General features: G+C 73.3%; 19 protein-coding genes. 17 read left to right on the top strand and 2 right to left on the bottom strand.

The window, feature by feature from the left end:
- The first annotated feature begins 12 nt into the window (after positions 1-12).
- From K336_RS17285 to holA, 3 genes are all read left to right on the top strand, one after another.
- Positions 13-1,080 carry a ComEA family DNA-binding protein gene (locus K336_RS17285; protein WP_051245825.1) on the top strand — a complete coding sequence of 356 codons (1,068 nt, stop codon included), beginning with the start codon at positions 13-15 and terminating at the stop codon, positions 1,078-1,080.
- Positions 1,067-3,487 (top strand): ComEC/Rec2 family competence protein, encoded by a 2,421-nt coding sequence (locus K336_RS16610; RefSeq protein WP_051245823.1) that lies wholly within the window; start codon positions 1,067-1,069, stop codon positions 3,485-3,487. Before K336_RS17285 ends, K336_RS16610 begins: the two co-directional genes overlap by 14 nt.
- A 71-nt stretch (positions 3,488-3,558) precedes the next feature.
- On the top strand, positions 3,559-4,569 hold the full coding sequence (gene holA, locus K336_RS16605) for a DNA polymerase III subunit delta (protein ID WP_021798123.1): 1,011 nt from the start codon (positions 3,559-3,561) through the stop codon (positions 4,567-4,569).
- Positions 4,570-4,637: 68 nt separating this feature from the next.
- Here the strand turns inward: holA and rpsT are convergent, their stop codons facing one another.
- Positions 4,638-4,898: a 30S ribosomal protein S20 gene (gene rpsT, locus K336_RS0113075; protein WP_021798133.1), complete on the bottom strand. Its 261-nt coding sequence runs from the start codon at positions 4,896-4,898 to the stop codon at positions 4,638-4,640.
- 479 nt (positions 4,899-5,377) lie between these two features.
- On the opposite strand from rpsT, the gene lepA reads away from it, so the two are divergent.
- From lepA to K336_RS0113040, 7 genes are all read left to right on the top strand, one after another.
- Positions 5,378-7,210, top strand: a complete 1,833-nt coding sequence (gene lepA / locus K336_RS0113070) for a translation elongation factor 4 (RefSeq protein WP_028707267.1) — start codon at positions 5,378-5,380, stop codon at positions 7,208-7,210.
- A gap of 65 nt (positions 7,211-7,275) precedes the next feature.
- Positions 7,276-8,394 carry a radical SAM family heme chaperone HemW gene (gene hemW, locus K336_RS0113065; protein ID WP_043151217.1) on the top strand — a complete coding sequence of 373 codons (1,119 nt, stop codon included), beginning with the start codon at positions 7,276-7,278 and terminating at the stop codon, positions 8,392-8,394.
- Between the two features lie 210 nt (positions 8,395-8,604).
- Positions 8,605-9,483, top strand: coding sequence for a DUF3097 domain-containing protein (locus tag K336_RS0113060; protein ID WP_021798114.1), 879 nt, complete (start codon positions 8,605-8,607; stop codon positions 9,481-9,483).
- A gap of 40 nt (positions 9,484-9,523) precedes the next feature.
- Positions 9,524-10,309 carry an inositol monophosphatase family protein gene (locus tag K336_RS16600; RefSeq protein WP_021798124.1) on the top strand — a complete coding sequence of 262 codons (786 nt, stop codon included), beginning with the start codon at positions 9,524-9,526 and terminating at the stop codon, positions 10,307-10,309.
- A gap of 147 nt (positions 10,310-10,456) precedes the next feature.
- Positions 10,457-11,467, top strand: coding sequence for a heat-inducible transcriptional repressor HrcA (gene hrcA / locus K336_RS0113050; protein WP_028707265.1), 1,011 nt, complete (start codon positions 10,457-10,459; stop codon positions 11,465-11,467).
- Between the two features lie 12 nt (positions 11,468-11,479).
- Positions 11,480-12,706 carry a molecular chaperone DnaJ gene (gene dnaJ, locus K336_RS0113045; RefSeq protein ID WP_028707264.1) on the top strand — a complete coding sequence of 409 codons (1,227 nt, stop codon included), beginning with the start codon at positions 11,480-11,482 and terminating at the stop codon, positions 12,704-12,706.
- Positions 12,703-13,437: a 16S rRNA (uracil(1498)-N(3))-methyltransferase gene (locus K336_RS0113040; RefSeq protein ID WP_028707263.1), complete on the top strand. Its 735-nt coding sequence runs from the start codon at positions 12,703-12,705 to the stop codon at positions 13,435-13,437. Before dnaJ ends, K336_RS0113040 begins: the two co-directional genes overlap by 4 nt.
- 43 nt (positions 13,438-13,480) lie before the next feature.
- Here K336_RS0113040 and K336_RS0113035 read toward each other — a convergent pair whose 3' ends face one another.
- Positions 13,481-14,788 (bottom strand): metallophosphoesterase, encoded by a 1,308-nt coding sequence (locus K336_RS0113035; protein ID WP_028707262.1) that lies wholly within the window; start codon positions 14,786-14,788, stop codon positions 13,481-13,483.
- Between the two features lie 206 nt (positions 14,789-14,994).
- Here K336_RS0113035 and tgt point away from each other — a divergent pair, with 206 nt between their 5' ends.
- From tgt to era, 7 genes are all read left to right on the top strand, one after another.
- Positions 14,995-16,251 carry a tRNA guanosine(34) transglycosylase Tgt gene (gene tgt, locus K336_RS0113030; protein WP_028707261.1) on the top strand — a complete coding sequence of 419 codons (1,257 nt, stop codon included), beginning with the start codon at positions 14,995-14,997 and terminating at the stop codon, positions 16,249-16,251.
- Between the two features lie 83 nt (positions 16,252-16,334).
- Positions 16,335-16,826: a DUF5709 domain-containing protein gene (locus tag K336_RS0113025; RefSeq protein ID WP_028707260.1), complete on the top strand. Its 492-nt coding sequence runs from the start codon at positions 16,335-16,337 to the stop codon at positions 16,824-16,826.
- Positions 16,827-16,940: 114 nt separating this feature from the next.
- Positions 16,941-18,371 carry an MFS transporter gene (locus tag K336_RS16595; RefSeq protein ID WP_233418774.1) on the top strand — a complete coding sequence of 477 codons (1,431 nt, stop codon included), beginning with the start codon at positions 16,941-16,943 and terminating at the stop codon, positions 18,369-18,371.
- 214 nt (positions 18,372-18,585) lie between these two features.
- Complete coding sequence (locus tag K336_RS0113015) at positions 18,586-19,533, top strand: PhoH family protein (RefSeq protein WP_043122388.1); 948 nt, start codon at positions 18,586-18,588, stop codon at positions 19,531-19,533.
- On the top strand, positions 19,530-19,979 hold the full coding sequence (gene ybeY / locus K336_RS0113010) for an rRNA maturation RNase YbeY (RefSeq protein WP_028707258.1): 450 nt from the start codon (positions 19,530-19,532) through the stop codon (positions 19,977-19,979). The genes K336_RS0113015 and ybeY overlap by 4 nt, the downstream gene beginning before the upstream one ends.
- Positions 19,976-21,277, top strand: a complete 1,302-nt coding sequence (locus K336_RS0113005) for a hemolysin family protein (RefSeq protein WP_021798122.1) — start codon at positions 19,976-19,978, stop codon at positions 21,275-21,277. Before ybeY ends, K336_RS0113005 begins: the two co-directional genes overlap by 4 nt.
- Positions 21,270-22,211, top strand: coding sequence for a GTPase Era (era, locus tag K336_RS0113000; protein WP_021798125.1), 942 nt, complete (start codon positions 21,270-21,272; stop codon positions 22,209-22,211). The genes K336_RS0113005 and era overlap by 8 nt, the downstream gene beginning before the upstream one ends.
- Positions 22,212-22,217 lie beyond the last annotated feature (6 nt).

Here is a 22,217-nt window from a genome sequence, read left to right as displayed (position 1 = left end):
CACACTGCGGGCATGGCACACGGATTCGGGCGCGGCGCGGGCGCCGACGAGGCGGTCTCCCGTCTGCGCGAGGTCATGGCCGGAGCGGGCCCGCTCGTCGGCGGCCCCCGGCGCGCACGGGGTGGACGGTCCGCCGGTCCCGCCTGGTGCGACGACGAGGGCCTCGCCCCGTACGGCGACGTCGACCCCGCCGGGTACGACGGCGTCGAGGACTGGGACGGGCCCGAGGAGCCGGGCGCGGACGAGGCCCCCGACGGCGACGAGAGCGACGAGCCGTTCGTCGGCGCCCCACCGGGCCGCGTCGACGGCGCGGAGCCGGCCCTGCGACGGGGCCCCGGCCGCGGGCCCGGCCCCGTCGCGGGGCCCGGGGAGCGGCTGCGCGAGTTCGGCCGCGCGCACTTCGCGGTCATCGTGGTCGTCTGCGTCGTCGTCCTCGTGTTCAGCGTCATCCAGGTGCTGCGCGCCCGGGCCACGACGGTCGACGCGCCGAGCCCGAGCGTTCAGGACTCCGGTGGCGTGCAGGGCCCGGGGCCCGAGGCGTCGGCGCAGCCGACCCCGCCCGCCGGGCAGACGCCCCAGGGGGCCCAGTCGCCCGCAGCCATCCGCGTGCACGTCATCGGCGCGGTCGCGGCCCCGGGCGTCGTGGAGCTGCCCGAGGGATCCCGAGTCTCGGACGCCCTCGACGCCGCCGGGGGCCTCGGGGCCGACGCCGACCCGGGTGAGCTCAACCTCGCCCAGACCGTCTGCGACGGCTGCCAGGTCGTCATCGGCACGACCGGCGCCCCGCGGGGCGAGCTGAACGGGCCGGGCGGGGCGGGGGCCTCCGACCGGGGGTCCGCAGGGGGCGCCCCCGCCGCGCCGGCCCCGTCGTCGGGCTCCGGGCAGGGCGACGCGCTCGACCTCAACTCGGCCACCGCCTCCCAGCTCGAGGAACTGCCCGGCATCGGCCCGGTGCTCGCCGAGCGCATCGTCGAGTGGCGCACTCAGCACGGCCGCTTCAGTCGGGTCGAGGAGCTCCAGGAGGTCGACGGCATCGGCGAGAAGCTCTACTCGCGGGTCAAGGACCATGTCAGGGTCTGAGCGCGGACGCGTCCGCCCCGGCGGGCGAGACGCCGCGGATCCGCCGCAGGGCCGGGGCGGCCCGGCCCGCGACCTGCGGCTCGTCGCCCCGGCGCTGTGCGCATGGGCCGGGGCCCTCATGACGCTCGGCGCCCCGCCCCGGGTGAGCTGGCCTGTGCTGGGGCTCTGCCTGGCCCTGACGGTCCACGCGGCCCGCCGCCGCCGGTGGGCGCTCGCCGGTGCGGCGCTCGTGACCGCGAGCGCCATCGGCTGCTGCCTCGGCCAGCTCCACTGGTGCGAGCACGGTCCGCTGGCCGGGGCCGCCGCCGACGAGGCGGTCGTCGAGGTCACCGCCCGGGTGGCGGCCGACCCGGTGGCCCTCGAGCAGCGGGGCTCCTTCCCGGCCGCCACCCGCGTGACGGTCGTCGTCGAGACCGTGCGGGTCAGGGGCGGGTCCTGGCACGTCCGGAGCAGGGCCGAGCTCACCGCCTCCGGCGAGCGGGGCGAGCGGATCGCCAGCCTGAGGGTGGGGGAACGGGTCCGGCTGCTCGCCCTGGCCTCGTCCCCCGACGACCACGACGACGGCCTCGTCGCCGTGCTGCGCCCCCGGGGCCCCGTCGAGCGGCTCGCGGGCCCCGGCCCGGTCGACCGGGCGGTCAACGCGGTGCGATCGCGTCTGCGCGAGTCGATGCGGTGGAGCCCCCACGACCAGGCGGGGCTCGTGCCCTCCCTCGTCGAGGGGGACACGAGCGGCCTCGACGGGACGCTCGAGGAGGACTTCAGGGCGTCCAGCCTCACCCATCTCACGGCGGTCTCCGGCACGAACCTCACCCTCATGCTCGCCTTCTTCCTCGCGGTCGCCAGGGCGGCGGGCGTCCGCGGCTGGTCGCTGAGGTCGCTCGCCGTGCTCGTCGTGGCGGCCTTCGTCGTCCTGTGCCGGGCCGAGCCCAGCGTCGTGCGGGCCGCCGCCATGGGTCTCGTGGCGCTGGCGGCCACGGGGCGCAGGGGCCTGGGCCCGTCGGGCCTGCGCCAGCTGGCCTGCGCCGTGTGGCTGCTCCTCCTCGTCGACCCGTGGCTGGCCCGCAGCTGGGGCTTCGCGCTGTCCGTCGCCGCCACCGGCGGCATCCTGCTCTGGGCCGGCCCCTGGCAGCGCGCGATGAGCGGCTGGGCGCCCGGCTGGCTCGCCGAGTCGGTCTGCGTCCCGGCGGCCGCGCAGCTCGCGACGCAGCCGCTCATCACCGCCCTGTCGGGCACCGTCTCCATGACGGGGCTCGTCGCCAACATGGCCGCGGGGCCGTTCGTCGCGCCGGTCACCGTGCTGGGGCTGCTGGCCGCCCTGTGCGGGGTGGCGTGCCCGCCCGCCGGAGCGGTCCTCGGCTGGTGCGCCGGCTGGTGCGCCGAGCCGATCATCCTCGTCGCCCGCCTGTGCGCCGGCCTGCCCGCAGCGACGCTCGCCTGGCCCGTCTCCGGCTGGTCGCTGGCCGTGCTGGGCTGCGTGTGCCTGGCCCTGGTCCGACTCATCGGCCGGGCGGCCGCCCGGCCGGGGGCCTGCGCCGCCCTGGCGGGCGTCCTCCTCGTCGGCTGCCTGTGGCGTCCCGCCGCGCCGGGCTGGCCGTCCGGCTGGGCGATCGTCAGCTGCGACGTCGGCCAGGGCGACGCCACCCTCGTGCGCACCGGCGCCCGCTCCGCCGTCCTCGTCGACGCCGGCCCGCCCGGGGACGCGGCGGCGCGCTGCCTGCGCGAGCAGCACGTCGACCACCTGAGCATGCTCGTCCTGAGTCACTTCCACGACGACCACGTCGGCGGCCTCCCCCAGATCGTCGGGCACATGGGCATCGACCTGGCCCTCCTCGACCCGCTGGAGTCCCCGGCCGGCAACGCCCGCCGGGTGCACGAGCTGCTCGACGCCGCCGGGGTGCCGACCCGCACCGCGAGGGCCGGCGAGCGCATCGACGTCGGCCCGGTCCGCTGGCTGACCCTGCAGGCCGGCGCGGACGCGGGCCCCGACCAGGCCCGGGCCGCCGCCGGCGACGCCGGCGGGCAGCGGGCGGCCTCGGAGAGCTCGGCCGAGAACGACTCGAGCATCCTGGGCCGGATCACGGTGCAGGGGATCGGCCTCGTCGTCACGGGCGATCTCGAGACGGACGGCCAGGACAGGGCCGTCACGGCCGGTCTCGACCTGCGCGCCGACGTCCTCAAGGTCGCCCACCACGGCTCAGCGCGGCAGAGCCCCGACTTCCTCGCCGCCACCGGCGCGCGACTGGCCCTCGTGAGCGTCGGGGCCGGGAACTCCTACGGCCACCCCGCCGCGAGGACGGTGGACGCGCTGGGCCTGCTCGGCATGCGGGTCATGCGCACGGACCGCAACGGGGCCGTCGCCGTGGTGGTTCTCGGCGACGGCGCGCTGAGGGCGGTGAGCAGGCGATGAGACGCGCTGCGACGACCCGTCGTCGACGCGCCCGGGGCGCCGCCGCCGGTGCCGGGTGGCACGATGGCAGGGTGAGTTCAGATTCCGTCTTCGGTACGACGACACTCGTCCACGGCTCCGAGTCGCTGCTGGCCGAGCGCGCCACGGCCGCGATCCTCGCGCGGGCCCGCGCCGAGCGGCCGGACGTCCAGGTCAACGAGCTCGACGCCTCCTCGGCGAGCCCGGCCGACTTCCTCGAGGCCACCGGCGGCTCCCTGTTCGCCAGCCACAGCGTCGTCGTCATCCACGACCTGGGCAGCGCCGACGACGGACTGGGGGCCAGGCTCGTCGAGTTCGCCGCCACCCCGAGCGAGACGGTCTGCGTCGTCGCCGAGCACACCGGCGGCACGAAGGGCCGCGGGCTGCTCACCAGGCTCCGCAAGGCCGGGGTCGCCCGGATCGCCGCCGAGCCCCTCAAGGCCTGGGAGCTCACCGACTTCGTTGCCGGGGAGGCCCGCGAGCAGGGCATGAGCATCGACGGCCGGGCCGCCCAGGGGCTCGTCGAGGCCGTCGGCAAGGACCTTCGCGCCCTGGCGGGCGCCGTCGGGCAGCTCGCGTCCGACTGGCGGGGCGAGCGGCTCACCGTCGATGTCGTCAACCGCTACTTCGCGGGCCGCGTCGACGTCACCGGCTACGCGGTGAGCGCCGATGCGCTCGCCGGACGCCCCGGCCAGGCCCTCGAGAAACTGCGCTGGGCCCTGTCGTGCGGCGTCCACCCGGCGGCCGTCACCGCCGCCTTCGCCGCCGATCTGCGCGCCCTCGGCCTTTACCTCGGCGCCCAGGGCGAGCGCTTGCGCGACAACCAGATGGCCGAGATCTGCGGCGTCGGCCCGTGGAAGGTCAAGACGCTGCGCGCCCAGGCGCGGGGCTGGCAGCCCGGCGGTGTCGCCCGGGCGCTCGTCGCCGTCGCCGCCGCGGACGCCGCCGTCAAGGGGGCCGCCACCGATCCGCACTTCGCCCTGGAGCAGCTGCTCCTGGCCGTCGACCGTGCCCGCTCGGCCGGCCGGTCCAGGGCGCGCGCAAGCGCCCCGACCACCCAGTGAGGATCGGGGCGCTTGCTGCGGGGAGTCAGTCCCCGGCCCGGTGCGGGCGCGGCGGACTCGGATGAGGATCAGAGGGAGTCGGCCCTCAGGGAGATGGCCGATTTGCGGTTGGCCGCCTGGTTGGCGTGGATGACGCCGGCGGACGCCGCCTTGTCGAGGGCGCGGTTGGCGACCTTCGCCAGCTCGAGTGCCTTCTCCCTGTCGCCTGCGGCTGCGGCCTCGCGGAAGTGACGCACGTGCGTGCGCAGGGCGGACTTCACCGCCCTGTTGCGCCGACGGGCCTTCTCATTGGTCTTGATGCGCTTCTTCTGCGACTTGATGTTTGCCACGTGTCCTCAACCTCTGGTGCCGGTACTGGGTGATTCGTGTCGCGTGAGCACGATCCGGCGTTGTCGCGCGGACGGCGCACAGACACAGCGAGAGATTCTATCACCCGAACGCATGCCGCCTCAAACCACGCGCGGGCGCCCGGGCCCGGGCGAGCCGGCGCACCCGCCCGGCCCCGTACGGACCGGACGCGCCGGCGGGGCGGCGATGGCCCCGTGGATCGCCCCGAGGTCCCGCGCGGGCCGGACGCGTTGTCGACCCGTGCGTCGATCCTCCGCGCGATCGCACGGCCCAGCGCGGGCCGGACCGATGCGCATCCGCAGGGCAGGATCGGCATGGCCGATCACACGGCCCCGCGCGGGCCGGGCGCGTTTCGCGGCCGTGCGACAATGGGTTCGCCCGCGGCCCGGCCGCCGGCCAGAACGCGTCGTCCACGGCGGCCCCACGGGCGGCGCACGATCGATCGAGGAGTCGACGAGATTTGACCGTCCAGCCCGGAGCCACCGATCCGGCCATCATCCGCAATTTCAGCATCATCGCGCACATCGACCACGGCAAGTCGACGCTGGCCGACCGCATGCTCCAGCTGACCGGCATCGTCGACGAGCGCGAGATGCGCGCCCAGTACCTCGACAGGATGGACATCGAGCGCGAGCGCGGCATCACCATCAAGTCGCAGGCGGTGCGCATGCCCTGGATCGTCGGGGGCCGGGAGCACGTCCTCAACATGATCGACACCCCCGGCCACGTCGACTTCACCTACGAGGTGAGCCGCTCGCTCGAGGCCTGCGAGGGCGCCGTGCTGCTCGTCGACGCGGCCCAGGGCATCGAGGCCCAGACCCTCGCGAACCTCTACCTGGCGCTCGAGGCCGATCTGACGATCATCCCGGTGCTCAACAAGATCGACCTCCCCGGCGCCCAGCCCGACAAGTTCGCCGCGGAGCTCGCCGGCATCATCGGCTGCGAGCCCTCCGACGTCCTGCGCGTCTCGGCCAAGACCGGCGAGGGCGTCCCCGAGCTGCTCGACGCAATCGTCGAACAGGTCCCCGCGCCGGTCGGCGACGCCGACGGACGGGCCAGGGCACTCATCTTCGACTCCGTCTACGACGTCTACCGCGGCGTCGTCACCTACGTGCGCGTCGTCGACGGCCGCCTGAGCCATCGCGACCGCATCCGCATGATGTCGACCGGCGCCACCCACGAGGTGCTCGAGATCGGCGTCCACGCGCCCGAGCCGGCCCCCTCCGAGGGGCTGTCGGTCGGCGAGGTCGGCTATCTCATCACCGGGGTGAAGGACGTGCGCCAGTCGCGCGTCGGCGACACCATCACCCTGGCCCCGCGGCCCGCCGCGGAGCCGCTGGCCGGGTACAAGGACCCGAAGCCGATGGTCTTCGCGGGCCTCTACCCGATCGACGCGAGCGACTTCCCCGAGCTGCGCGAGGCCCTCGAGAAGCTCCAGCTCAACGACGCCTCCCTGACCTTCGAGCCCGAGACCTCCAGCGCCCTGGGCTTCGGCTTCCGCGCAGGCTTCCTCGGGCTGCTCCACATGGAGATCATCCAGGAGCGCCTCGAACGCGAGTTCGGCCTCGACCTCATCAGCACGGCCCCGAGCGTCGACTACCGCGTCGTCATGGAGGACGGCACGGAGCACCGGGTGCAGAACCCCTCCGAGTTCCCCGACGGGAGGGTCGAATCCGTCCATGAGCCGGTCGTGCGCGCCACGATCCTGTGCCCGGCCGAGTTCATCGGCCCCGTCATGGAGCTGTGCCAGAGCCGCCGCGGCACCCAGGACGGCGTCGACTACCTGTCCGAGGACCGCGTCGAGATGCGCTACACGCTGCCGCTCGGCGAGATCGTCTTCGACTTCTTCGACGCCCTCAAGTCCCGGACGAAGGGCTACGCCAGCCTCGACTACGAGGAGGCCGGCGAGCAGAGCGCCGACATGGTCAAGGTCGACATCCTGCTCAACGGCGAACCGGTCGACGCCTTCAGCGCGATCGTCCACCGCGACAAGGCCTTCGACTACGGGGTCGAGATGACGGGCAGGCTGCGCAGACTCATCCCCCGTCAGCAGTTCGAGGTGCCCGTCCAGGCAGCCGTCGGCACCCGCGTCATCGCCCGCGAGACCATCCGCGCGGTCCGGAAGGACGTCCTGGCGAAGTGCTACGGCGGCGACATCACCCGCAAGCGCAAGCTGCTCGAGAAGCAGAAGCAGGGCAAGAAGCGCATGAAGATGGTCGGTCGCGTCGAGGTGCCGCAGGAGGCCTTCGTCGCCGCCCTCACCGCCGTCGACGCCGCCGGGAAGAGGGCGTAGTGCCGCCGGCCGGCCCCGCCGCGGCCGCCGAACCGGGCGCCCTCGTCACGACGCCCGGGCGGACGCTGTCGTGCTACGTCCACGTGCCCTTCTGCGCGGCGCGCTGCGGCTACTGCGACTTCAACACCTACACGCCCGCCCAGCTGCCCGGCATGTCGACGGGTGACTACGCGCGGGCCGCCCGCCGCGAGATCGACCTGGCCGCACGGGCGCTGGCCGGCGACGGCCGGGCCCTCACGAGCGTCTTCCTCGGCGGCGGCACCCCGACGATGGCCACCGATGACGAGCTCGCCGGCTTGCTGGAGCACCTGCACCGCTCCTTCGCCCTCGTCCCGGGCGCCGAGATCACCATCGAGGCCAACCCCGAGACCCTCGACGAGCGTCGCCTGGCGAACCTGCGGGCGGCGGGCTTCAACCGGCTCAGCCTGGGCATGCAGTCCGGCGACGAGCGGGTGCTCGCCACCCTCGAACGGCGCCACCGCCCGGGCCGCGCGGTGCAGGCGGCGCGCTGGGCCCACCGGGCGGGCTTCGACAACGTCTCGCTCGACCTCATCTACGGCGCGCCGGGCGAGACGCTGGACCAGTGGCGGGTCTCGCTCGAGACCGCCCTGGGCGCCGAGCCCGAGCACGTCAGCGCCTACGGCCTCATCGTCGAGCCCGGAACCGCCATGGCCCGGCGCATCGCCCGCGGCGAGCTGCCCGAGCCCGACGAGGACCTCGAGGCCGACGAGTACCTGCTCGCCGAGGAACTGCTGGGGAGCGCCGGGCTGTCCAACTACGAGATCAGCAACTGGGCCCGTCCGGGGCGCGAGGCCGTCCACAACCTCGCCTACTGGCGCGGCGGTGACTGGTGGGGGATCGGCCCCGGCGCGCACAGCCACCTCGGATCGGCGCGCTGGTGGAACGTGAAGCACCCGCGCCGTTATGCGACGATGCTCGCCGCCGGGGCCAGCCCGCGGGCCGGCCACGAGATCCTCGACGCGCGGACCCGCCATGAGGAGACGGTCATGCTGCGGCTGCGCCTGCGCGAGGGCCTCGACGTGGCCGAGCTGAGCGGCCCCGAGCGCTCCCCGCTGCCCGGCCTGGTCGAGCGCGGGCTCGTCACCACGGCCGGCGGGGAGGTGCGCCTCACCCCGGCGGGGCGGCTGCTCGGCGACGCCGTGACGCTGGAGATCCTCGGCTGAGCGTCCGGCCGGCCGCCGGGGCCTCCGGCTGGCAGATCTCGACTGCGATCCCGCGGTCCAGCGGTCGGCTGAGCGTCCGGCCGGCCGCCGGGGCCTCCGGCTGGCAGATCTCGACTGCGATCCCGCGGTCCAGCGGTCGGCTGAGCGCCCGACCGGTCGCGGGGCGCCCGCCGGACGAGAGCGACGACCGCGACCATTAGGCTGGGGAGCATGGCTGGTCAGGATCGCTACGGCGCCGACGTGCTCTCGGGGGACTGGAGGCGCGGCAACAGGCCGAGGACGGTCGACCTGCCCCTGGAGCTCGGGCTCATCATCGAGGTCGGCCCCGACGGCTACTGCGGCGAGGTCGTGGGCTGGGAGAATGGACTGGTCGTCCTCGAGGACCGGGCCGGACGGCGCCGCACCTTCCCCGTCGGCGAGTACGGCTACCTCGTCGAGGGCCGCCCCGTCGCGCTGCGCATCCCCCCGCGCCGCGGCTCCACCCGCCGCCGCACCGCCTCCGGCTCGCTCGCCGGCCCGCGCGAGGACGCCCGGACGGCGCTCGGCAGTCGCATCTACGTCGAGGGCCGCCACGACGCCGAGCTCGTCGAGAAGATCTGGGGCGCCGACCTGCGTCACGTCGGCGTCGTCGTCGAGTACATGGGCGGCATGGACGACCTGCTCGGCATCGTCGCCGAGTTCCGTCCCGGCCCGGGCCGTCGCCTCGGCGTGCTCATCGACCACCTGGTCGCCGACACCAAGGAGTCGCGCATCGCCGCGCAGGTGCGTCGCGCGGGCCGCGGCGACCACGTCATGATCACCGGGCACCGGTTCATCGACATCTGGCAGACCATCGACCCGCACCTGCTCGGCTTCTCCGCCTGGCCGCAGGTGCCGCTCGACCAGGACTGGAAGCGGGGCACGCTGGCGCGCCTGGGCATCCCCCGCGGCAAGCGCTACGAGCAGATCGACCAGGCCGACGTCGGCCGGGCCTGGCGGGCGATGCTCGCACGCGTGCGCACCTACAAGGACCTCGACATCGACTTCGTCCGCGAGGTCGAGAGACTCATCGACTTCGTCACCCAGGACCACCTGGACGAGCTGGGCTGATGCCGGCCGCGGGACCGGTGGGGACCGGACAGGAGAGGGCATGAACCCCGACGACGTGATGGACCTGATCAAGGACGTCAGCGCCCGCATCATCGAGCCGCGCTTCCGCGCGCTCGGCAGCGGCGACGTGGGCACGAAGGGGCCCGGCGACTTCGTCACCGTCGCCGACCGCCAGGCCGAGGCGGAGTTCATCCGGCTCCTCGGGCGGGCCTTCCCCGGCGCCGTCGTCGTCGGCGAGGAAAGCTGCTACGCCGACCCGTCCCTCATGGGCGCCATCGGCGCCGCCGAGCACTGCTTCGTCATCGATCCGGTCGACGGAACCGGCAACTTCGTCCGCGGCAGCGACGACTTCGCCGTCATGGTCGCCGAGATGCGGGGGCCGCGGACCGTCGCCGGATGGATCTGGCAGCCCCGCCACGGGCTCGGCTACCAGGCGACGGTCGGCGGGGGAGTCACCCGCAACGGCGCGCCCGTCACGCCGAGCCCCACCCATCCGCGCCCGACCGGCGCCACCGGGCAGCGCCTGTGGCGCGGCTTCGACGCCGCCGGGCGCCTGGCCCCGCTCCGGGAGTCCTCGCACTGCGCCGGCGTCGACTACCCGCAGGTCGTCACCGGCCTGCTCGACTTCGTCGCCTACCGCCGCCCCAGACCCTGGGACCACCTGGCGGGCGGCCTCATGCTCACCGAGATGGGCGGCGGCATCGTCCACCTCGACGGCTCCCCGTGGACGCCCGGCGGCCCCGAGACCCCGATCATCAGCAGCCGCGACCTGGACACCGCCCGGCGCGTCGGCGCCCTGTGGCTGCCGTACACCCTGCGCTCCTGACCCGTCCCGGGGCGGTGCGGGCGCCCGACGGCGGCGGGCGGCGCGCTATGCTGGCACTCGGTGGCCGAGAGTGCCAGAGCCCGGCGCGCGAGGGCCCGACCGGCGTCGGCGGATCGGGGAACGGCGGATCCAGCAGAGGGGGCAGCGGTGATCGACGATCGCAAGCTCGACGTGCTCAGGGCTGTCGTCACCGACTACGTCTCGAGCCGCGAGCCCGTCGGCTCCAAGGCCCTCGTCGAGCGCCACCACATGAAGGTCTCGCCGGCCACCGTGCGCAACGACATGGCGGCCCTCGAGGAGGAGGGCTACCTCACCCAGCCGCACACGAGCGCCGGGCGCATCCCCACCGACAAGGGCTACCGCCTCTTCGTCGACCGGATCGCGCAGGTCAAGCCGCTGTCGCCGGCCGAGCGCCGCGCCATCTCGACCTTCCTCGACGGGGCCGTCGACCTGGACGACATCGTCACGCGCACCGTGCGGCTGCTGGCCATGATCACCCACCAGGTCGCCCTCGTGCAGTACCCGGCCGTCGGCTCCGTGCGCGTGCGCCACGTGGAGCTCGTCACCCTGGCCCCCCAGACGGTCATGGTGATCCTCATCACCTCGGTCGGCAGCATCCACCAGCGCAGTCTGCTGGTCCCCGAGCACTCGGCGGACGACCTGGCCCTGCTGCGCGAGCGCATCAACTCCGCGGTGGGCGCCCGGACCGTCTCGACGGCTCTCGAGGCGCTGCGCGGCCTCGACCCGCGCGGCCTGCCGTCGGTCGCCGGCGATGTCCTGGGCGCCCTCGACGACATGCTCGCGGCCGACACCGCCCCGCGGATCGCGGTCGGCGGCGTGCCGAACCTGTCGCGCCTCGGCGCCGAGTTCGACACGACCGTCAAGCCGATGCTCGAGGCCCTCGAGGAGCAGGTCGTCCTGCTCAAGCTGCTCGGCGCCGCCGCCGCCGACCTTCCCGGTGACGTCGCCGTGCGCATCGGCGAGGAGAACCCCTACGGCCCGCTCCGGACGACCTCCGTCGTGGCGAGCAGCTACGGGCCCTCCGATTCGCCGGCGCACCTGGGTATCGTCGGTCCCACCCGGATGGACTACCCGTCCACGATGGCCATCGTGCGTGCCGTCGCCCGCTATGTCGGCCAGTTCCTGACAGAAGGTTGATCAACTTCACCGATGAGTACTGACTATTACGAGGTCCTCGGCGTCCCCCGCGACGCCACCGCCGAGCAGATCAAGCGCGCCTACCGGAAGAAGGCGATGCAGGTGCACCCGGACGTCACGGACGATCCGGACGCCGAGGAGAAGTTCAAGGCCGTCAACGAGGCCTACGAGGTGCTCTCCGATCCGCAGAAGAAGGCGGTCTTCGACCGCGGCGGCGACCCCATGCGCAACGGCGCCGGCGGCTCCGGCGGTGCCGGCTACGGCGACCCCTTCGGCGGCATGGGCGGTTTCGGCGGCTTCTCCGGCGCCGGCGGCTTCGACGTCGGCGACCTGCTCGGCGCCATGTTCGGCGGCGCCGGGGGCGCCTCGAGCCGCGGCCCTCGCTCGCGCGTCCACCAGGGCTCCGACCAGCTGCTGCGCGTGCGGCTCAGCCTGGCCGAGGCCGCGTTCGGCACGACGAGCAAGCTCGACCTCGACACCTACGTCGTCTGCCCGACCTGCTCCGGCAAGGGCTCGGCGGCCGGCTCCGAGCCGGTCATCTGCGTCCAGTGCCACGGTTCCGGCTCGGTGACGCAGGTGCAGCGCTCCTTCCTCGGCGACATCCGCTCCACCACCGTCTGCCCGACGTGCAACGGCTACGGCTCGACGATTCCGAACCCCTGCCCGGAGTGCTCCGGCCAGGGCAGGGTGCGCACCCGCCGCCAGATCTCGGTGAAGATCCCCGCCGGGGTGAGCAGCGGCAACCGCATCCACCTGCGCGGCCAGGGCGAGGTCGGCACCGGCGGCGGCCCGGCCGGAGACCTGTACGTCGAGGTCCTCGTGGCCGAGCACGAGGTCTTCCGGCGCGACGGCGACAATCTCGAGATGGTCCTGACCATCCCGATGACGGCCGCCGCCCTCGGCTGCACCGTGCCGATCACCACGCTCGAGGCCGAGCTGGAGGGCGCCACCCCTGAGGACTCGACGGTCGAGCTCGCGATCCCGGCCGGAACCCAGGCCGCCACCCGGCTCGTCGTCAAGGGCCGCGGCGTCCCGGCCCTGCGCGGCCGCGACAAGGGCCGGCGCGGCGAACTGGGCGTCACCGTCGTCGTCGAGACCCCGACCCGGCTCAGCGACGAGCAGCGCGAGCTGCTGGCCCGGCTCGCGGAGCTGCGCGGCGAGGGCGATGGCGGGGTCGGTGTGCGGCCCGGCGCCGACAGGGGCTTCTTCAACCGGCTGCGCGAGGCCTTCAACGGATGACCGATCCGCTCTTCTGGGCCGGTCCCGAGGACGTCGCCGCGGCCCGGCCCGGCGCCACGATCCTCCTCGAGGGCGACGAGGGCCGTCACGCCGCCGCCGTGCGGCGCCTGCGCGTCGGCGAGTCCGTCGTGCTGGCCGACGGCGAGGGTCGCGGCGTGCGCGGCCGCGTCACGGCGATCGGGGGGTCCTCGCTCGAAGTCGCGGTCGACGAACTGCTCGAGGCCCCCGCCGAGCCCCTGGAGCTCGTCGCCGTCCAGGGCCTGGCCAAGGGGGACCGCTCCGAGATCGCCATCGAGGCCATGACGGAGCTGGGGGTCCGCCGCATCGTCGCCTGGCAGGCCTCGCGCAGCGTCGTGCGCTGGGACGGCAAGGTTGACAAGGGCCTCGCCAGGTGGCGCGCCGCAGCCGCCCGTGCCGCCAAGCAGTCGCGCCGTCTGCGCGTCCCGCGGCTCGAGGCGGCCGGCACCGGCTCCGTCGCGGAGCTGCTCGCCGGCGCCGACCTGCCCCTGGTCCTCCACGAGGGATCCGCGCAGCCGCTGTCGGAGGTGCCGGTGCCGTCCACGGGCCGCGTCGTCGTGGTCATCGGGCCCGAGGGCGGCATCGCCCCCGACGAGCTCGGGACGTTCACCGCAGCCGGTGCCCGACCCGTCCTCGTCTCGGACGCGGTGCTGCGCAGCTCGACGGCGGGCGTCGTCGCGCTCGCCCAGGTGCGGGCCCTCGCGGGTCGTTGACTCCTGGCGTCGTGTTCGCCGTCGGGGCGGGGCCGTCGGGTTCTCACACCCGCAGTTCGGGCGGTACGGGCATGCCCGAGGGGCGCAGGCCGGACAGGTCCTTGAGGACGACGTGGTTGCGGTCGTTCGTCGAGCCCACCGTGAACAGGGGGCCCAGGCCCATCGACTGCCAGCGGCTGCGCATCTGCCAGGCCGCTGCGTCGTCGCCGCCGATGCGCCAGAAGTTCACCAGGTAGCCGCCCTCGTACAGATGGAGCAGGGCGTAGCCGGCCGGGTAGGACGAGCAGGCCGCCACCTCGAGGTACTCGGCGCTGGCCCCCTGCACGTCGGCGCGGCCGCGGCGCATCCGGTGGGTGTGCCCGGCGTGGTGCAGGAACAGCCCGCGGGCCTTCCGCTCGGCGAGCTGGAGCTCCATGCGGTCGCGCATGCGCAGCATGAACTGCGGCCCCGACGGATAGGTCAGGGCCGCATCGTTGGTCGCGGGGTGGTGGGCGGTGACGATGGTGGGCCGGTCGTGGTCCTCGGACAGGAGGGACCGGAAGTCGCTCATCTGCGCCGGCGTGATCCAGCCGCCGCCCCCGCCGCGGGTGGTGTCCAGGCCGATGATGCGCAGTCCCGAGGTCGTCGTGGTGGTGCACATCGCCTGGTAGTCGGTGAAGTGCTCGGCGAAGGGATCGGTGCCGTCGTGCTGCGATCTGTCGTGGTTGCCGCGCACCGCCAGCCAGGACTCGTGGCGCCGGCCGTAGCTGTCCAGCAGGGCGCGGGCGCAGGCGGTCTGCTCGGCCGTGCCCTTGGAGGTCACGTCGCCGCCGAGCACGAGGAAGGGGTGACCCCGCCGCGAGTCGAGCTCGTCGAGCATGGCGGTGAACATCGCCTGCGCGTAGTTCTTCTGCCCCGGTCCCGGCTTCACCGAGGTGGGCAGCGGCCCGAGGACGATGCCCTGGCGCTTCTCGCCCAGGTGCGAGTCGTTGGCCAGGGCGATCGTCTCCAGGTAGTGCCCGGGCGGAGGGGTGAGCGTCATGAAGCGGTGGGTGCGCTCCGGGCTGTGGCGACGGTTCGTGATGGCCATGCCGGGCGTGGGCTGCTGGTCGCCGGACATGGCGCGGAAGTGGTACTCGCACCCTGGCTCCAGACCGTCGATCCGCACCTTGTGGAAGGCGGTCGGCCGACTGTCCTCGTGGACGAGCCGCAGCGGGGCGCCGGCCGGGGCCAGCCAGACCCGCGCGTCGGTGCGGTAGGGCTGGGGGACGAGCCTGCCGTGGCGGATGCATCGCGTGATCCAGCTGATCACCACGCTCGTGGGGGTGATGGTGAGGACTTCGAGATCGGTCGCTAGGAAGGGCTTCGGCACGGGCCGAGACTACTGCGCTCCGGCCCGCGGCCGGGTGCCAGCTCGCCGGTTCCGCCGATGCCGGTGCACGCGGGGCGGCCGCACCCGGAGGCCCGGGGCGGCCCCGCGCCACGGAAGGGAGGGGCCTCCCGGGCGCCGACGGCCGCGAGGGGCCGCACCCGTTCGCGGGGACCGGGCGCGGCGGTGGTTCTGCCACAATCATCTCCATGACCTCCCAGGACGACTTCGGCTTCACCCCGGGCGCGCGGCTGCCCAACGGCCTGGGGCGCACGGGGACGATCACGACGCCGCACGGGACGGTCCGGACCCCGGCGTTCGTCGTCGTCGGGACGAAGGCGGCCGTCAAGGCCATGCTGCCCGAGCAGGTCGCGGCCGCCGGAGGCCAGGCCGTGCTGGCCAACGCCTTCCACCTGTACCTCCAGCCCGGGCCGGGGATCGTCGACGCGGCGGGCGGCCTGGGCCGCTTCATGGGCTGGCCCGGGCCCACCCTCACCGACTCCGGCGGTTTCCAGGTGATGAGCCTCGGCTCGGGCTTCCGGAAGACCCTCGCCATGGACACCACGGGCCTCCAGGACGACGACGTCATCGCCGCCGGGCATGAGCGCCGGGCCCGCGTCGACGACGACGGCGTCGACTTCAAGAGCCCCCTGGACGGCTCCCCGCACCGCTTCACCCCCGAGGTGAGCATGGACGTCCAGCACCGCCTCGGTGCCGACATCATGTTCGCCTTCGACGAGTTGACGACGTTGTTCAACACTCGCGGCTACCAGGTCGAGGCCCTCGAGCGCACCCGGCGCTGGGCCCGGCGCTGCCTCGACGAGCATGCGCGCCTGACCGGGGCGCGCCGCCACCGGCCCTACCAGGCGCTCTTCGGCATCATCCAGGGCGCCCAGTACGAGGACCTGCGCCGCAGGGCCTGCCGCGAGCTGTCGGCGATGCGCTCGTCCGACGGCGGTCTGCCCTTCGACGGCTACGGCATCGGCGGCGCCATCGAGAAGGCCCGCCTGGGCGAGATCGTCGGCTGGTGCGCCGACGAGCTGCCCGACGACCGGCCCCGCCACCTGCTCGGCATCAGCGAGCCCGACGACCTCTTCGCCGCCTGCGCGGCCGGCGCCGACACCTTCGACTGCGTCAACCCCAGCCGCGTGGCCCGCAACGCCGCCATCTACACGGCGGACGGGCGCTACAACGTCACCACCGCCGCGAACCGCCGCGCCTTCGTCCCCCTCGAGGACGGCTGCGACTGCTACACCTGCACGCACTGCACACGCGCCTATCTGCACCACCTGTTCAAGGCCCACGAGATCAACGGGAAGGTCCTCGCGACGGTGCACAACGAGCGCTTCACCGTCCGGCTCGTCGACCGCATCCGCCGCTCCATGGCCGACGGCGACTTCGAGGACTTCCGCGCCGAGTGGCTCGGCCGCTACAACGCCAACGGGGGGCGGGCCGCCTCGCCGTGACGTCCCGTCGGGCGGGGCGAATCCGTTCGGGATCATCGTCGGCAATGCCGCCATCGGCGGCCCTGTCATGGCAGGATCGAGACATGAGTGAGATCAACGAGGAGCTGCCCGTCGGCGAGAGCGCGGAGAACAGCGATCTGGCCCAGCTGTCCCAGGCCGATTCGCTCATCGACCGGGGGGTCGCCGATCCCCTGGACGAGGGCTTCGTCGCCCCCGACCACTGGTCCGCGGCCCAGCGCTTCGGGAACACCCCGGCGGAGATGGCGCAGGGGGAGACCATCGACCAGCGGGCCGCCCAGGAGGAGCCCGAGCCCAGCGGCGAGCCCGGCCCCGACTGGAACCCCGGCGGCGAGAAGCGCCAGGTCGGTTCGACACGGGCCGGACGGCTCGTGGCCGCGGGCGGCGGTGTCGACGGCCCGGACACGGAGTCCCAGGCGGTCGCCTCCGACGTGGGCATCTCCGGGGGCGCCGCCAGCGCCGAGGAGGCCGCGATGCACATCATCGACGAGGACGACCTCGCCCGCCGCGGCGACGAGGACGACGAGCCGGCGGGGTCCCGCCCCGCCCACGGCTGAGCCCCGCGCCCCCGGTCCGCCGTCCGCCCCGCCCGGGCGTGGTTCGCTCACGGCATGCGTCTCGAATGACGAAATAACTGTCTCGTTTCGTGAGACATACTTATCCTGGAGGACGTGTCAACAGCAACCGATCTCACGAATGACGCCATGACCGCCGACCGGGGAGCCCCTGCCGGCGGCAGTTCCGCATGGCGCATCATCGTCTCCTCGTTGGTCGGCACGACCATCGAGTTCTACGACTTCTACGCGTACGCGACGGCGGCCATCTCGGTCTTCCCGCTCCTGTTCTTCAGGACGGCGACCGACACCGGCGCGTTGCTGGCCTCGCTGGCCACCTTCGGCGTCGCCTTCGTCGCGCGTCCCGTCGGCTCCGTGCTCTTCGGCCACTTCGGCGACCGCGCCGGGCGCAAGGCCACCCTCGTCGCCTCGCTGCTGACCATGGGCATCGCCACCGTCCTCATCGGCCTGCTGCCCACCTACGAGGCGGTCGGCATCGCCGCCCCCGCATTCCTCGCCCTCATGCGCTTCTGCCAGGGTCTGGGCCTCGGCGGCGAGTGGTCGGGCGCCTCGCTGCTGGCCGGTGAGAACTCCCGCCCCGGCAAGCGCGGCTTCGACTCGATGTGGCCCCAGCTGGGCGCCCCGATCGGCTTCCTGCTGGCCAACGGCTTCTTCCTCCTGCTCACCGTGGCGATGGACTACGACTCGACGACGGCCCCGAGCAACCACGTCTTCCTCGCCTGGGGATGGCGCCTGCCCTTCCTCTTCTCGGCCGTCATCGTCGTCCTCGGCCTGTGGGTGCGCTTCACGCTGGACGAGACCCCGAGTTTCCGGCGGGCCCAGCAGCGGGGCGACGTGGTGAAGGCCCCGGTCGTCGAGGTCTTCCGGACCTCCTGGGGCCCACTGGTGCGCGGCACCTTCCTCATGGTCGCCACCTACACGCTCTTCTACCTCATGACGACGTGGATCCTGTCCTACTCGATCGGCAAGGTCGGCTCCGGCCTCCTCGGCATCGGCTACCACGACTTCCTCGTCGTCCAGCTCATCACGATCTGCGCGTTCGCCGTGACCATCCCGATCTCGGGCATCCTCGGCGACCGCTGGGGGCGCAAGCGCTTCCTCACGATCGTCACCGCCGCCATCGTGCTCTTCGGGGCCAGCTTCGGCTTCTTCCTGAGCCCCGAGAGGATCGGCACCGGCTCCGACGCCAACCTCGTCCGCATGACCGTCTTCATGCTCATCGGCATGGCCCTCATGGGCCTGACCTTCGGCATCCAGTCGGCCCTGCTGCCCGAGCTGTTCCCGACCAATGTGCGCTACACCGGCTCGGCCATCAGCTACAACGTGGCCTCGATCCTGGGCGCCTCGGTGGCCCCGTTCATCGCCGCCTGGCTCGCCGGCCGCTTCGGCCCGGGCGCCGTCGGTCTCTACCTCATCGCCATGGCCCTGTGCACCCTGGCCTCGCTCGTCACCATGAGGGAGACCAAGGACCTCGACCTCGACACCGTGGGCCGCGACGGCACGGTCGTCGTCGTGGCGCAGGGCTGACCCGCGCCCGCCGCGTCCGGCGTCGCCCGGGTGCGGCGGACGTCCGCCGGGGGCGGTCGCCGCGTAGCATGGGGGCCGGCACCGCCCCTTCGGGGGAGATCGTTCTCTTGTGAAAGGCCCCGTTCTGACCAGCACGAACATCCGGCGCGCCGATGGCGCCGACGACACCGACGACCAAGGCGTGCGCACCATCCTCGTGCCCGCCTCGCTCGACATGGTCAACCTGCTCGGTCCGCGCGACGAGTTCCTGCGCCTGCTCGAGGGGCGCCTCGACGCGGACGTCATGGTCCGCGGCAACCGCATCACCCTCACCGGGCCCGCCGACGCGGTCGAGCTGGCCTGGCGGGTGCTCACCGAGATGATCACCATCATTCGCACCGGCCAGGGCCTGACCGGCGAGGCCGTCGAGCGCATCGTCGCGATGGAGTCGGACGACCCGCGGGTGCACCCCTCGGCGGTCCTCACCCAGAACATCCTGTCGAATCGGGGCCGGACGATCCGGCCCAAGACCCTCAACCAGAAGCGCTACGTCGACGCGATCGACACCCACACGCTCACCTTCGGCGTCGGTCCCGCCGGCACCGGCAAGACCTACCTGGCCATGGCGAAGGCCGTCCAGGCGCTGCAGTCCAAGCAGGTCAACCGCCTCATCCTGACCCGTCCGGCCATCGAGGCGGGGGAGCGGCTCGGCTTCCTGCCCGGCACCCTCTCGGACAAGATCGACCCGTACCTGCGCCCCCTCCACGACGCCCTGCACGACATGCTCGACCCCGACCGGGTGCCGAAGCTCATCACGAGCGGCGTCATCGAGGTGGCCCCGCTGGCCTACATGCGCGGCCGCACGCTCAACGACGCCTTCATCGTCCTCGACGAGGCCCAGAACACGAGCCCCGAGCAGATGAAGATGTTCCTGACCCGGCTGGGCTTCAACTCGAGGATCGTCGTCACGGGCGACACCACCCAGGTCGACCTGCCCGGCGGGGCCCCGAGCGGCCTGCGCCAGGTCGAGGGCATCCTCGACGGGATCGAGGACATCGCCTTCTGCAGGCTGACCAGCCACGACGTCGTCCGGCACCGGCTCGTCGGGCGCATCGTCGCCGCCTACGACCGATACGACACCACCCATGCGCGCCGTTCGGGGCGCCGCCAGGAGCAGCAGTGATCGACATCAACAACGAGTCCGGCGAGCAGGTCGACACCCAGGCGCTCGTCCGGCTGGCGCGCTACGCCCTCGGGGCGCTGCGCATCCACCCGCAAGCCGAGCTGTCGATCCTGCTCGTCGACGAGGACACCATGGCCGCCTACCACCGCCGGTTCATGGACCTGGAGGGCCCGACCGACGTCATGAGCTTCCCCATGGACGAGCTGCGCGTCCCCGACGACGAGGAGGAGCCCCCGCAGGGCCTGCTCGGCGACATCGTCATCTGCCCGTCCTTCACGGACGCCCAGGCGGGGGGCAACGGCCGCACCAACCAGGAGGAGATGGAGTACCTGCTCGTCCACGGGCTGCTCCACCTGCTCGGCCACGACCACGCCGAGCCCGAGGAGAAGGCCGTCATGTTCGACCTCAACGACCGCGTCATCGCCGGCTGGCGGGAGGCCGGATGACCTCCGGCCAGTGGATCGCGCTGGCCGTCGCGCTCCTCGCGACGGTCCTCGCCAGCCTGCTCGCGGCCGGCGAGACGGCGCTGCAGGTCATCACGCCCTCGCGGGCCCGGCACATGGTCGACGACGGCATCGCCGGCGCCGCGCGCGTCGCCGAGATCGAGGCCGATCCGGCCCCGACCATCAACACGGCGATGCTCCTGCGCATCGGGTGCGAGATGGTCACCGCCTGCGCCGTCCTCCACGTGCTCTCCGAGCACCTGAAGGGCACCGGGGCGCGTCTCGTCGTGCCCGTGCTCATCCTCACCGTTGTCGCCTTCATCCTCTGGGGCGTCATGCCGCGCACCCTCGGCCGCCAGCGCGCCGAGACCGTCGCCGTGCGCGCCGCCGCCCCGCTGCGCCTGTGCACCGCGCTGCTCGGCTGGCTGACCAGCGCGCTCATCCTCGTCGGCAATGCGGTCACACCGGGCCGCGGCTACGCCGACGGGCCCTTCGCCTCCGAGGAGGAGCTGCGCCGGCTCGTCGACATCGCCGAGCAGAACGACGCCATCGAGCACGGCGAGCGCGAGATGATCCACTCGGTCTTCGAGCTGGGCGACACGCTCGTGCGCGAGGTCATGGTGCCCCGCACCGACGTCGTCTTCATCGAGTCGGGCCGGACGCTGCGCCAGGGCATGAGCCTGGCCCTGCGCTCGGGCTTCAGCCGCATCCCCGTCATCGGCGAGAACCTCGACGACGTGCGCGGCGTCATGTACATCAAGGACCTCACCCAGCGGGTCTTCGACAACCCCGACGCCGAGCGCGCCGAGACCGTCGACCAGCACATGCGTCCGGTCGCCTTCTGCCCGGACTCCAAGCCGGTGGACGAGCTGCTCGCCGAGATGCAGGCCAGCCGCAACCACATGGTCGTCGTCGTCGACGAGTTCGGCGGCTCGGCCGGCCTGGCCACCATCGAGGACCTCGTCGAGGAGATCGTCGGCGAGATCACCGATGAGTACGACGCCGAGCCCGACATGGCCGAGGAGCTCGGTCCCGACCGCTGGCGCGTCTCGGCCCGCATGCCCCTCGACGAGGTCGGCGACCTGTTCGACCTCGAGCTCGCCGACGAGGACGTCGAGACCGCCGGAGGACTCATGGCCAAGCTGCTCAACCGCGTCCCCATCCCCGGGGCGCACGTCGCGTGGCAGGGCGTCGAGTTCACCGCCGAACGGGCCACCGGCCGGCGCCACCAGATCGACACCATCGTCGTCTCCCGGCCTCCGGAGCCGACGGCCGACGAGCAGGAGGACGCCGATGAGTGAGCCCGCGAGTGCCCCCGAGGGATTCCGCAGCGGCTTCGTCTGCTTCGTCGGCCGCCCCAACGCGGGCAAGTCGACGCTGATGAACGCCCTCGTCAGGCGTAAGATCGCCATCACCAGCCCGAAGCCGCAGACCACTCGCCACACGGTGCGCGGCATCGTCCACCGCGCCGAGGGCCAGCTCGTCGTCATCGACACGCCCGGCGTGAGCAGACCCCGCTCGCTGCTCCAGAACCGGCTCAACGACCTCGTCCGCGACACCTGGGCCGAGGTCGACGTCGTCGCTCTCGTGCTGCCCAGCGACGAGCGGATCGGCCCCGGCGACAGATACCTGGCGGGCCAGCTGGCCCGGCTGCGGGGTGGCCCGTCGGTCGTGGCCGTCGCCACGAAGACCGACCTCGTGAACCCGCCGCGCCTGGCCCGGCACCTGGCCGGCATCGGCGCCCTCGAGGACGAGTGCGGCCTCGCCCTCGAGCAGGTCGTGCCGTGCTCGGCGCTCGTGGGGGACCAGGTCGACGAGGTCGCCGACGTGCTGCTCGGCCTCATGGAGCCCGGGCCGGCGTTCTACCCCGACGGCGAGATCACCGACGAGCCCGACGAGACCCTGGCCGCCGAGCTCATCCGCGAGGCCGCCCTCGAGGAGGTGCGCGACGAGCTGCCGCACTCGATCACCGTGTCCGTCGTCGAGATGGGTCTGCGCGAGGACCGCGACGGGCGCCGTCCGCTGCTCGACATCCATGCCGACCTCGTCGTCGAGCGGGACTCGCAGAAGGGCATCATGGTCGGCAGGGGCGGCGAGCGCGTCAAACGGATCGGCACCCGCGCGCGGCGCCAGATCTCGTCGCTGCTCGGCACCCCCGTGCGCCTCGACCTCAGGGTCAAGGTGGTCAAGGACTGGCAGCGCGACGCCAAGCAGCTGAACCGACTGGGATTCTGAGGGGGA

The organism is Propionibacterium acidifaciens DSM 21887, assembly GCF_000426605.1.
GTDB lineage: Bacteria > Actinomycetota > Actinomycetes > Propionibacteriales > Propionibacteriaceae > Propionibacterium > Propionibacterium acidifaciens.
The sequence above is the reverse complement of the archived record's forward strand: the minus strand, read 5'-3'. Positions and strand labels throughout refer to the sequence as shown.